The sequence below is a fragment of the uncultured Photobacterium sp. genome, assembly GCF_947039875.1.
Taxonomy (GTDB): Bacteria; Pseudomonadota; Gammaproteobacteria; order Enterobacterales; family Vibrionaceae; genus Photobacterium.
Window position 1 is genome coordinate 22749 of the sequence record NZ_CAMRAN010000029.1, and the last position, 13637, is coordinate 36385.

7 protein-coding genes and 2 pseudogenes are annotated in these 13637 nt (G+C 34.4%); 7 read left to right on the forward strand and 2 right to left on the reverse strand.

From position 1 onward, the window contains the following. Positions 1-391: 391 nt before the first annotated feature. Complete coding sequence (ylqF, locus tag Q0V26_RS11435) at positions 392-1348, reverse strand: ribosome biogenesis GTPase YlqF (RefSeq protein WP_297481796.1); 957 nt, start codon at positions 1346-1348, stop codon at positions 392-394. Between the two features lie 471 nt (positions 1349-1819). Here ylqF and Q0V26_RS11440 point away from each other — a divergent pair. The 7 genes and pseudogenes from Q0V26_RS11440 (at position 1820) to Q0V26_RS11465 (ending at position 13212) form a co-directional block, all read left to right on the forward strand. Further along, positions 1820-1955: pseudogene (locus tag Q0V26_RS11440) on the forward strand (AlpA family phage regulatory protein). A gap of 350 nt (positions 1956-2305) precedes the next feature. After that, positions 2306-3874 (forward strand): DNA phosphorothioation-dependent restriction protein DptF, encoded by a 1569-nt coding sequence (gene dptF, locus Q0V26_RS11445; RefSeq protein ID WP_297481797.1) that lies wholly within the window; start codon positions 2306-2308, stop codon positions 3872-3874. Continuing rightward, a complete protein-coding gene (gene dptG, locus Q0V26_RS11450; RefSeq protein WP_297481798.1) occupies positions 3871-5301 on the forward strand; it encodes a DNA phosphorothioation-dependent restriction protein DptG in 1431 nt (476 codons plus the stop codon). The genes dptF and dptG overlap by 4 nt, the downstream gene beginning before the upstream one ends. After that, positions 5282-10408, forward strand: coding sequence for a DNA phosphorothioation-dependent restriction protein DptH (dptH, locus tag Q0V26_RS11455; RefSeq protein WP_297481799.1), 5127 nt, complete (start codon positions 5282-5284; stop codon positions 10406-10408). The genes dptG and dptH overlap by 20 nt, the downstream gene beginning before the upstream one ends. A gap of 103 nt (positions 10409-10511) precedes the next feature. Next, positions 10512-11003, forward strand: a pseudogene (locus Q0V26_RS17900) (restriction endonuclease); the annotation flags it as partial. A gap of 108 nt (positions 11004-11111) precedes the next feature. Beyond that, a complete protein-coding gene (locus Q0V26_RS11460) occupies positions 11112-12026 on the forward strand; it encodes a hypothetical protein (RefSeq protein WP_297481800.1) in 915 nt (304 codons plus the stop codon). Between the two features lies 1 nt (position 12027). Beyond that, positions 12028-13212, forward strand: a complete 1185-nt coding sequence (locus tag Q0V26_RS11465) for a DGQHR domain-containing protein (protein WP_297481801.1) — start codon at positions 12028-12030, stop codon at positions 13210-13212. Positions 13213-13285: 73 nt separating this feature from the next. Here the strand turns inward: Q0V26_RS11465 and dndE are convergent, their stop codons facing one another. After that, entirely contained in the window at positions 13286-13636 is a 351-nt protein-coding gene (gene dndE / locus Q0V26_RS11470; protein WP_297481802.1) for a DNA sulfur modification protein DndE, read from the reverse strand. Between the last annotated feature and the right edge of the window lies 1 nt (position 13637).

Consider the following 13637-nt stretch of genomic DNA (forward strand, 5'->3'; position numbering starts at 1 on the left):
AACGGTGACGTGAGTAAAATGAGAAAAACTAATCCGAAATGATGCTTTTATTTATAATCTTATCTGTATAGAAAAAATGCTTAGAGGTGAATTTAATCACATACTTTCAATAGAATAATGAATCAATAAAAGAACTTATTATTGAATGGGTTAGATTTATTTATTGCGTGAATAAATCAATGAGTAACAATAAAATCATTAGTGTTGTAATTGAGTTTGAAGCGTCGTAATTTCAGATTTCATACGAAAAAAATTAATGCTGACCAATAAAAATTTTTCTTTTATATCTGGGTTTATTAAAAGCATAAAAAAAGTCACTCTATCAGATATAAATTAATAAACAGATAGAAGTGACTATTAAAACTTGTGTAAAAAAATATTGTTTTATTACTTAGCGTTTATTTTTAAGGTAACGCTTGCGACGCTCTTCTTTTTTCTTAATCTTTTCTTCTATTTTACGTTCAGATGCAATCGCAACATTGATCAATTCTTCAGTGATCATGTCTGGATGTTCAAGTGTGATGTTACCTAAGGTGCCATTACGTAATTCATTAATCAAAATAACAGAGGCTTTGTGTAAATCAACACGACCCCCGCCTTTTAAACAACCACGCTTACGACCGATCTCCTCGATTAATTCAATTGCAGATTCAGGTAAGTCATCATCAAGGTTGTAACGTGCTTTGATCAAATCAGGGTAGGCTTGAATTAAGTATTCAATAGCAAAGAAGCCAACATCGATATAATCCATGGCAGTATCTTTAATCGCACCGGTTGCCGCTAAACGGAAACCACTGTGCGGGTTTTCTACTTTTGGCCACAAAATCCCAGGAGTATCAGACAGTAAAATACCATTATCTAAATTAATACGTTGCTGCTGGCGCGTTACGGCAGGTTGGTTACCTGTAATTGCAACAGTACGACCCGCAAGGGCATTAATGATGGTTGATTTACCCACATTAGGAATACCCATGATCATCGTACGAATTTTCTTACCCGCTTCTTCACGCTGTGGCGCAAGCTTACGGCAGAGATCCATAATTTGATTCACTTCGTTTAAGTTTTCCGTCGTAATAGCAATTGCCTTTACGCCTTGTTCTTTTTCAAGGTGATTAATCCAAAGTTGGGTCATTTCAGGATCAGCTAAATCACGCTTGTTAAGTACTTTAACAACCGGTTTGCCATCATTAGTTTCACGGAATGATTTGATCAGCGGGTTTTCACTACTAAAAGGAATACGGGCATCTAGCACTTCGATGATCACATCGACTTTCGGCATTGCCTCTTCAATTTCTTTACGGGCTTTGTGCATATGGCCCGGGAACCACTGAATTGTTTGACTACTCATTTGATTTTTATACTCTTTATTTTTGCTAGTAGCCCCATGGGGTACATCAGGGGGTACTAAAAACTTTTGTAAAAGATAGCAGTGGACATCATTTTCTATCCACACTGGTAATGCTGCTATCGCTTACATACAAATACTTATCACTGAGTTTACCATAACTGCTAGGGGATGCTTGCCCGTTAATGTATTTAGACGTTACAGCGCGGTAAGCATGATTAGTTATTGTTCGGATTTTTCTAATACTTGATCTGTTGTCATAGGAGTATGAACAACATAGTCGTTTGGTTTGTGCATAGCCTTGATTTCTTATGCTTAATGGGTTTCTACACAAGGATGATATGTGTTTGAAAATTTTTGATTCTGGATTTATGAGGGTAGTGAGTTAAGGCAGAGTAACGAAGGCTGGTGGGCATAATCAAAAAATACGGATTCCGCCAATTTGATGAATGAAACAACGTAAAGGAATTCATCATGAGATTCATCCGCTTAAAAGAAGTCATGCACGTAACAGGTTTAGGTCGTTTTAGTATCTATAACTACATGGCAGAAGGGCGCTTTCCTATAGGTGGTAGAGCCATGGGTTGAGAGTGATCTATGGATGGCATAGAAAGTTGCTGTCAGGAATGTATAAATTAGATTTATCTGCTGTGATTTAATACCTAGGCTAAGAACCAGATCGTTATTTATTCGTTATCGGTTGAATAGTAGTATAAATTTGTTTACCTTTTATTTAAATAAACAATATAAACATGTGATTTTTTTGATTAAAGTCACGTTATTTATATTTTTGATATTAAATGTTTTTTATATGATTTATTGAAGTATACAACATTGATCTGATTATTTTATCATTACACCATATGACATTCTTGAGACGTTTAAATAGGAAAATATTTTTATTGCGTCTTTCTCATGGGGTAAAATTTTTTGATAAATTTTCTAACTGCGCTCAGTGTGATGGATAAATCATCACCTTATGCTGTATCTACGGAGCGAAATATTGCATTATCTATTGATTTAGATGAAGTTAAAAAACATCTTTATGTAAAAACTGATATTGAAGAGGATTTTGAAAAACAATTAATTGGATTATCCGCTACGGATAAAAAACTTATCTTTTTATGCGGCTGTAGTGGTGATGGTAAATCTGAAATTCTTACCAAGTTTAATAAAGACTATGACAATAGAGCTAATTTTCATCTTGATGCTACTCATAGTTTTCATCCGAATGATACTGCTATTCAAACACTAGATAAATTGTTCACTGATTTTGAAACATTAGGAAAAACATTAGTTGTCGGTATTAATACTGGCATGTTAGGTAATTATGCACAAGAAGGAGCGGTAGTAGAAATTACTGCGTCTATTAATGCATTTCTAGATAAGGATAAGAAGTCGATACCAGAAAATCATATATATTTAGACTTTGAAGATTATCCTAAGTTCACCTTGGAAACAAATGGTAATACATCTAAATTTGCCAAAGATCTACTTCATAAAATCACTGCAAAAGATAACAACTTAATCCGTCAGTATTTTGATGCAGAGTGTAAAAAACAAAAAGTAGATAAAAAACTATGTGCGAATTATCAATTATTAGAGCGTGAAGAAATTCAAGACGTTATCATTGATCTATTGTTTAAAGCTCGTTTAATGAAAGATCAATTTTTGACGGCTCGCGCATTATTAGACTTTATTTTTCACTTGCTTGCTGGCCCCGGATATTTATTTGATAATTTATTTAAAAAATGTGATAACGAGTTAATAAATATCATTTCAGATTTTGATCCGTCGATTAAACGTACAAAAAAAATTGATAAGTTTATTTTGTCTCATTCATTACAGTTACCTGATATCGACTTCGAGGATTATAAAACCGAATTAACCGATCTTGGTATACGGCGAGGTCAAAATGCAGAATCTTATTTACGATTGTTCTACGTGTTACGAAAATCAGATTATGGCAATGAATACCATAAGCAATTCGCTCATGATTTTGATGAAGATCTAATAGAAAATTATTCAGAAGTTTGGCACTTGCATACTGGTTTCGATAATTCGCCAGAGCAAAAAGAGAAGTTACGTCAGTTTTATCGTCAAATAGCAATTACAGCTATTTATAAATATATCAATCGTAATGCACCTAAATTAGCTAAAGGTGAGTTCTTTATCTCTGAGCATAATGGCTATGTTTTAGCTTCATCACTTGAGTTTAAAGCGGATATAAAAGCCATAAAAACCCGCTATAACAATAGTATCTCATTTTTTACTGCTTATTTTCGAGTTGGTGATAAAACCTTATCTTTGAAGGTAAATATTAACCTGTTGCATTTAATGCAACGTATTGTTGCAGGTTACCGACCAAACAAACATGACAAAAACACCATTGTATTGCTGGATGAATTGGTCGATGACATTAAGGATATTGCAAATAGTTCGGATATTCTTTACATCGTTGGAAAAGGTAATAAGCGATACAAAATAACTAATGTAGATGATGAAGACTTTGAAGTGAGTGGGTTATGAGTTTAATATTGAAAGCTAATTTACCTCAGGTTAAAGATGAAGTAAAAAATAATACGTTAACAACTTATTTTCCAATTAATACCAAAGATAGAATTAATACTAAAGATAGAAAAGATATTTTTAATTGGGATAGTGTATTGGGTTATGTTGTTAAAACATCATTTCGTAAAGAGTTATATCTTGAAAAGCTAACAGATGAAGAGAAATTAGCCGTTAAAGAGGGCTATATGACAGAATCTGAAATTGCACTGGAAAAGTTCAAAAAAAGCTGTGAGAAAATTTTTAAAAATAAATTAGATGAAAGTGATTTCTGGCCAATTTTAGAAAAGATGTATTTTAAAAATGGCCAGATTTATAAACTAGCGCCAGAATTTTTACTGTTTAAAACTATTAAACAAAAAGGCAGTGCGAGAAATGAAAGCTTAGGTGGCATGTTTACAAATCAGCTACAGAATTTCTTTTTTGGTGAAAAACCCAATAACAAATTTAATTTCTTAGAGGGGCTGCTTTATTCTGAACTGTTACAGCTAATGAAACCTAGTAAAGAGATGAAAGAAGGTAAACTTCTATTATCTAAACCAAGTGAAGCTCCGTATCTGCCATTTATGGCAAAACAGTTACAACAAGATCTGTATTTTTTAGGTAAAAGGCCTAAATATTTGCTTTCAATATTCAAAGAGTTTTTACGTCTGTATGCGCATGTTTATACAGCGCAGTTAGCATTAAACTTAAATGGCTGGCAGAAAGGAGAGCCGCAAGCACAGTATTGTTATTATATTTTAGATAGCGAAAAGGCCAGTAATGAACGTTATTTAATAAAAGATTATGGCTTTAAGCAATTATCTGAGGCGCTATGGAATATCTTTCCATACTTATCTATGAATGAAAGCTTGCAATCAAAAAAGATTGATAATGTTATAAATACTATCCAACCTCTATGGGTACTAGCTGAAAACATACAGCAAACCCCTCAATCCGTGACTTTGCTTAAAAAATATGCTCAGGCATTTAAAGAAAATCGTGAATTAGACCTACCATTGAGTGAAAGTGAAGCCCCTCAAGATGTATTGGCAGACCTACTTAAACTTAGCCAAATGCAGTTTGGTGTAAAAGAAACCAGACATGAGATAAATAAACTCTATGTTAAAGCGACGGAGTCTGAATTCTGCAGTCATTTTACACAGTCTCGTGGTCGAGCTGGACGTGTACTGGTATTTAACCAAGATTACCTATTGCTATTAACCAACTTAGCAATTGGTGAGCAAGATAAACTTCGTTTTCATGAGCTAATCAAAGCCTTTGAATCAAGAGGTATATTTTTTGATAAACAGAGCCAACAAGCCTTAATCAAATTTTTCGAACGTATAGGTAATGTTGAACGTATGAGTGATAGTGGAGATGCCATCTATGTTAGAAAAACAATTTGAGTACTTTTTAACTGAGCAATTTTTAAAAATAAACGAGACAAAATTACAGCATGGGTACAGATATCAGTTCCAATCGCCTGATAACCAAAATAGTCAACGTTTATACGATGCTTTTATTGCAAAAAGTGATGATAAAATAGCCATAAAAAATACTGTAATTAATGTATTAAATTGTGGGAATACAAAGTTATTACCTGTTTTACATAGTGAAAATGGTAACGGTTATTCAGAGAACTTTATTTCTCACTTACGTGATGAAGTAGCGGGTCAACAAGGTAATTTTAAAGGTTGTGCTCTGTTAGTTATTCATAACAGTATGCTTGATACATTGATAAATTCTGCAGAAGATATCGCACAAGAGAATAGTGTTTGGCACCCTGAAAAAATCAAAGATGCGTTAAAAGCTTTGATCGAGCCACATGCAAAAGATCGCAAAGTTTCCGAATGTTTGTTAGATCACCGTTTTGCACAAATTGTGGAAGATGAGGCTACCATGTTTGGTTTTGAGGAGCTTTACAAGGCTATTTTAGATGGCGATTTACAGTTTCATGAATTAGGTTTATTAAACGATCCTGAGGTTCTCAATTGGAGTGGTAAACCTGAACAGATAAATAAACGTTTAGAAGAGAATAAAAAGCTGTTTGATCGTATTAATACGGTAATCGAACGTTTTTCAACTGAGCTTGAAGAGAAGTTTGCAGAGAATGATTTTAGTGGCAAGTTTGTCGTTAAACATTTTTCTGATGAAAAGTTAGAAAATTGGAAAACAGAACTAACATTTGCTGATTGCCTAGATGAGAAGAAACGCAATATTAGTAATGTACTGGTGCTAGAATCGATTCACTCGCAGCAAACAGATAAACCAGCTAAGAAGAGCAAATCAGACAGTCTAGCAGGTAAACGTGATCAACATATAATTTTGCCTTTGCAATTGGGACAACATAGCTTTGATTTATCATTAACCTTCTTGGGTGGAAAGATAGAGAAAAATCAACTGAAACTACAGCATACAAAAGATTCGAGTATTGAAATTCTGCAACCAAATAATAGTGGTGGCAAACGCAGTAAAGTAACAATAACAGGGGCTTTCTCCGGCGAGCCAACCTACTTTAGTTTGGAATTAAAAAGAGATAAAACAGCTGAGTGTTATAAGTTTCGTGTATTGATATTAACAGCTGACAGTTTTTATCTACCCGCGTTCGAGAATATCTTTTTAATCGAGCCAAATAAAAAACGTATAACACTGCAAACTGAAGATAATAGCTTTGTGATTGCCGAGCAAGGCAATAAAGTGGAATTAGAGAAAACGGGTCAGGTGTTTGATAATAGAGAGACTAAAACGATCAACTTTGACGTGCTAGCTAATGAATCAAACGATATAATTTTTGAGGTGATTAGCCCAACAGGTAGCTTAATTTTTAATGTTGAAGGAGCTGTAGCATCAGATTCACTTTCGTTACCGTTGATGTTAGATACCGACCGTTTTGTTCAGTTATTCAAAAATGATTACTTTGCATGCTTTAACCGTAACAAAAGTAAAGTGTTGTTAGATAATAAAGAAGTTTCACCTAAAGGACGGCGTTTAACCCTATTACAGCGTGAAGCTGACTTTTTAGATAGACAGTTATTAAATCTACATGTTGACCTTCAAAATAGCGTAAAGCTAAAAGCCATTGAAGCTGACTATCCAGAGCTCTACTTTACATATATCCAATTATTTGAATACTGTATAGCTAATAAAACACTGCCAAGTTTATTAAGCTGGGGTGATGAATTCCGAGAGATAGTTTCTGAGTTAGTTATTGCATATAACCAAGCTATAGCAGCCATTGGTTATGATGTTATGCTAACAAAATCGGAAAAACTACTCGTTAATATCGGCTATGCAGAATACCAAGAAAATGAAGAGTGCCGTGAATATATTACGCCATTTCATCCACTTGTTTTGGCTTATTATTTGAGCTTAGCAACGGCGATAAGCAATGATAAAAATAATGATAACGACAGTTTTAAAACACTTCCTAAAGTGACTTTAGAGCGTTTAAATGTCCGAGGTTTATTACCTTTTGTGTATCATCCTAAACATGAGTTTTCTTTTGCTAAGTTAGAAAAAGATAACTGTATGTGGTTAGAGTTAGTTCCTCATCAAGAAACAAGTTACAGCTACGTGCGAAAACTAGTGAAAGATAAAGTAACTGAGTTTAAAGATGCCTTTAGCTCGCTGTTCACTGTTGGTAGTAAAGCTACATTAATTATTAACTCTGTAAATAACCATAAAAATGTAGAACTGTTTATGGGGCTGGTGGATTACGTTAAAACACAAAAAGATAAAGTCTGCCATATTCATGTCAACCTATACGATGACAAAGAAACATGTTGTGAATTTGATCGCTTTGCAGAAACGGCTAGCTATGACGAGTTGAAATCGCTATATGGGTTAGATAAAGGGACTATCCGTGAACAAGCCGATGCTATTATCGACCTGCTACGCACACGCTTAACCTATAGTAAGTTCCGTAATTCTGATTGTGAAACTCAATCTCAAGCTTATGCCCACCTAAGTTTCTTTAGAAATAATCATAAAGTAGAGCCAAGTGATGTAAATGTAACAGAAGAGCTCAGTGGTGTGGCTTGTCATGGTTTATTATCAGGGGAAGCTGCTGCCAGTAAAGAGGAAAGCTATTTCACTGCTTTTGGTTTAAAGAATGTTGATACGGACAACAACGTACATTTATACATGGCACAACGGTTAAATGGTTTGATTAAACCGGCTAGAAAAACCAACGTGCAACATGGCCGCTCTAACTCATTAGCATTAGCGGTGAGTGATGATTTTAAAATGCTGCTTCAACGCTCTTACGATAACTCCATTTGGACCACTATTATTGACCCTAAGGTTACCTTAGACTTTTTTGATAGTGCTAAAGATATGGTGCTTATCCATTACTCAGATAACTACACTAACTCCACCAACTATGATGCCATTACCGTGACTAAAGAAACAGATCTGTACAAAAAGGTATTGGAACAGGATGAGGGTGGCATTATTGAAGAGTTTAATGCCTTTAATGGTGAATGGTTACTGAAAATGATCACAGCCAACAGTAATGAGCGGAAAGAGAAAAAAGGTATTATTGGTGCCTATAAATACATTAATTGCTTATTAGCTAAATCAGATATTACTTGGGTGCCGTTGTCTGTCGCAGAGATGTTGCGTGTGGCGGGTAATATCGGTTTAAAAATGAATGACAGTGATTTCTCGCGTAATGTGCATGGTTACAAGTCAGGTGCAATTTCAGATGATGTGCTGTTTGTTGGCTTTAAAGATAATCAACTTTATCTATTACCACTTGAAGTAAAAGCAGGGCTTAAACAAACTCATAAAAAAGGGGTAGAGCAAGCTAAAGAATTAAAACGTTATTTAGAGCAGGATATTTTAGGGCGTGATGATTTAGCAGGACATCTATACCGTGGTTTGTTTATACGTCAGATTCTGATGCAGATAGATAAATACAAACTTTATAATTTATACCAAGATAACTACTTTGAACCATTGTTAAAACAGCGTGAATGGTGGTTGCAGGGAGATTATCACTTGGCTGAATTGCAAGATTACCCAGAAGGATTTTTAGTTGCGATGGTTGAGAATGATACTTTCTTTGAAGCAAGCTTTGAAGAGGTTCAAAATATTCTTAAAATTCAGCTACCCAGTGCCAATTTAAATTATTTAGTCAGTACGCCATTAACAGAATTAATGGTAGGTGCTTGTTCTGATACTTTAAGTAAAATACCTGAGCAATACTTGTTAAAAGAAACTACTTGCGTAAAAGTGGAAACAAGCAGTAATAAAGAAGGTATCAATGCTAAATCAGAGTTAGGAGATGGCGCAATTAAAAATGACAACTCTCAAATAACTGATCCTGTACTAGAGAATGAGTTAGATAAAACCTTAGACTTAAAGTCTGAATATGATCCTAACGATAATTTAAAGGTGTTGTTAGGCCATAATGTGCGTAACGAACAACCAGTTTTTTGGGAGCCTACTAATACAGCTAAATTCATGAATACCAACTCAGGTATTATCGGCACCATGGGCACAGGCAAAACGCAGTGTACAAAAGCGGTAGTGACACAGCTTTATCGTGACCAACATAAAAATATAGATGGTAGTCCAATTGGTATTCTGATTTTTGATTATAAATCAGATTATGTGGATGACAAGTTCATTCATGCGACTAAAGCGAAGAAATTTGATTTAGATTGCTTACCATATAACCCATTAAGCTTATTTGGAAATAAGGCAAAACTCCCTGTCCATACAGCAAGCGCATTTGCGAATACGATGACACAAGCATTTGGGTTGGGACCTAAACAACAAATGCGTTTGAAGAATCTAGTTCTTGAAGCTTATGATCTTAAAGGGATAGATCGCTCAAATAAAAATACATGGTCTATTCCTGCACCTACATTAAGTGATGTGTGGGATGTGTATATGGATCAAGATAAAGTTGAACAAGATTCTTTATACGCAGCTCTTGATAGCTTGGTATCTTTCGAAATTTTCGAGTCTGACGCGACTAAAGTAAAAAGCCTGTATGACTTGATTGAAGGTGTTACAGTTATTGAACTTGCAGGTTATGACTCAAGTATTCAAAATCTAGTGGTTGCGTTAACTTTAGATCTCTTTTATTCACAAATGCAGAATAATGGTAAACCTGAAGTTCAGGGGGATTATCGTCAAGTGACTAAGTTGGTACTGGTGGATGAAGCCGATAACTTTATGTCGCAGAATTTCCCAAGTTTACGTAAAATTTTAAAAGAGGGGCGAGAGTACGGAGTCGGAGTGATTTTATCAACGCAAGATATTACCCACTTTAAAACCAGTGAAAATGATTATTCTGCGTATGTTTTAAGCTGGATCGTACATCGTGTTTCACAAATTAAGAATCAGGATATTAAATCGATTTTTAATAAAGATGATAAAAACGAACAAGAAAACTTAATGAAATCTATCCGAGAACTGGAAAAACATTATAGCTTGTACGTGGATGGGGATAAGAAGATTACAAAAATGAAAGATAAAGCATTCTGGGAATTATTAGAGTAATATTATGATCTTAAACGCCCTTTTAGGGCGTTTTTTATTATATCATTAGCGATATATTACTTTGTTTGTATAATTTCTGTGTCTTAATTTTTGGATGTTGATAGTGGAATTAGTAGATAAAATTAATGCAATTTCACAGTGGCGACGTGGTGATGAGCGAGCGCCTCACAAGCCATTAATGCTGCTTTATGTACTATCTGAATACAAGAAAGGACATGAGCGTTTATTTCATTATGCCCAAGAGGTGGATAGGCCAGTAAAAGCACTACTAATGCGATATGGGCCAGCCAGAAGCACCTATAACCCGCATTACCCATTTTGGTGATTAGCTAATGAAGCTGATCCGTTTTGGGAAATTGAGAACGGTGAAAAGTGCCAGCTTTCAAATAGTGGTGATCCGTTTAAAAAAGACCTTATCGCATATGATGTAAGGGCTGGTTTTGATGTCAATTCGCATCAAACTGTGCTATCGAAGCCCCGCTTGATTGATGACATCGCTTCCAAGCTGATTCAGGACAACTTTCCTGAATCACTGCAAGAAGATCTGTTTGTACGTTTTGGGTTTGAATTGGATTCATCACTAGAGATGCGAAATTAAAAAATCAGGAAAATACACTGGGAGCTTAAAATTATCAATATAGGTTGTTTGTATTGGATGTTAATTGAGAAAAAAGAAGTTTTATAAGGCTAAAGGTTAGTTTTTATGACAATAATAAGTGCAATAAGTCGTACCTTGAAAGAAATTGGGAGGCCAGCTACATATAATGAAATTCATCAATATATAGTGGATAATAATTATTTCAAGTTTGGTGCAAAGTCACCTGTTTCTGTTGTACGTGTTAAGTTAAGACTGCATAGTGTTAATGTCGATATAAAAAGCGGTTATGGAAAGGAGAAGTTTTTTCGTTCCGAAGGTGGTTCTGGGGTAGATGAAAAATTTAGCTTATTAGAGGCTCCTATTCGGATAAATAATAAAGAGGTTAAAAAAAGTAACAAAGGCATAAATAATGCTTCTGTCATAAAAGATGATAGCATTTATGACTCAGTAAAAAAATGGTATAAAAAGCTAGACTTTTCTATTCATAAATCCGCATGTATTGAGTGTTTTTGGATGCTTTGTGGGTCATTCCTACCAATATTAATTGATTCTTTCTTGCGTAAGTCCCTTTTGAATATTGGTTTTTTTGATGCTGTGAAGCAAAACCTCAAATCTGGAGAAGTATTTCTTTTAACGTCAGCTTTGATAATGCCATTTTTCTTTATTTTAATCAATTACATGCGCAGTGATGACGAACATAAAAGGGTTAATAAGTTACCATACTTTGGTTGGATGTTTTTCTTGACAATAGTTTCATTATTATCAGGGATATTTACTTTCGTTTATTATCGTATTGGGCAGTTGGTATGGAAAAAAGCAGAGAGTGAAGTAGTTAAAGCGATGTTTGGTTTTGATTTTAGCAATTGGGCAATGTTCATATTTATTATTTCATTGTTTGTATGGTATTACTCGAGTTATATGAATCATAGAACTACTGATACGTTCAAAAAAATAAGAAGCAAACAACAAAAAGAACTTGAAAATAAATTTAATGCTGTTCATGACCAACAGGTAATATAGTATGAAAGAAATCAAAATAGATGCTTTTGAAGTCAAACAACCTATTGGTAGTTTTTACTGTGGAGTTATTGATGCTTCAAAGTTAAAAGATATAACATTTTCAGATATAAGAAGGTTAGAAGAAAATGAAAGCAGAGAGTTAGATGATTTCATTGGTATTCAACGACCACTATCAGAGATAAGAACTAAAGCGATTGAGAAATATATATCTGGTCCTGAAGCAACATTTCCAAACTCAATAATAATATCTATCAATGAGAAAAACATTGATTGGAACAGTGAGTCCAAACAACTTGTCATTAAATATAAGGATAATTCAGAGAAGCATAAAATAGCAAAAATTCTTGATGGCCAACATAGAATTTCTGGTTTTAATGATGGAAACACATCATTTGTCGATGATGATGATAATCAACAGTCTTTTGGATTAATTGTTACTATATTTATAGAGGCAGATATTTCAACCCAAGCTAATATTTTTGCTACTGTTAATTTGGCACAAACTAAAGTAAATCGTTCACTTGTTTATGATTTAGAGTCATTGGCTAAATCTAGAAGTCCTGAGAAAACTAGCCATGACATCGCAGTATTGCTTAATCGAGAGAAAGGACCATTTTATAAGCGAATTAAGCGATTAGGGGTTGCGACAAAAGGGGTTAAAAATGAACTGCTAACTCAAGCATCATTTGTTCAAAACATTCTAAAGCTTATGACTCATGATGCGACATCAGATAGAAACTATTACTTGGCCAAAGAAAAAGGTGGCGATAAGTCTAATAAATATAAGCTTGAGAAGACAAACTATGATGATGCAATTCGGTATCCTTTTCGAGCTAGTTTTTTAAATGAAAAAGACAGTGTAATCGCTAGTAATATTAGCAATTTTTTTAGTGCTGTAGAAAAACTATGGCCTAGAGCATGGGATAAGAGCAATAAAGCTTCTTCGTTGAATAAAACGATAGGTTTTATTGCGTTAGTTAGAATATTAAAGCTCATTTTACAGATGTTCTCAGAACAAGAAGGCGTAGATGAAGAACGTATAATTGATGTTGATGAATTCTTAGGGATTCTTGATGGTGGTGTATTATCTGATGATGATTTTGAAGCATTGGTTGCAACATCGAAAACGACAAAAGTTATTTATGACATAATTTACGATAATCTACTTATTGATGAAGATGAATAGAATTAGTTTATAGTGATAAAATAAGCACTACTCTGCTAGAGTAGTGCTTTATAAAGTTAAAATATTAGCTTCCTCATAGGCTACTTGCAAAATCAAGCAGATTCTTATGATTCCTCAATGCCGCAATCCCATCTTCAACATGAGATGCCCAAGCGGCCATGGTTTCTTTATCATCAAGCTCTGGGTAGATCTGCTTCAAAACTAACTCAGTCACAAGTTGGGTATCACCCAGCCACGTTACTTTATCAAGCACTAGATTACCATCGAGCTTTTTGGCTGTTTCTACCGAGTATGTAAAGCCTGATTCCACCGAGCGGAAGAAAGCAATACGTGAAGACACGTTTGGCGAAATACCTGTTCGTTGCTTAAGTAGCTTTAGCTGATCTTCAGTTGTTTTTGATAAATTCATTCTATTTGGCAGCATA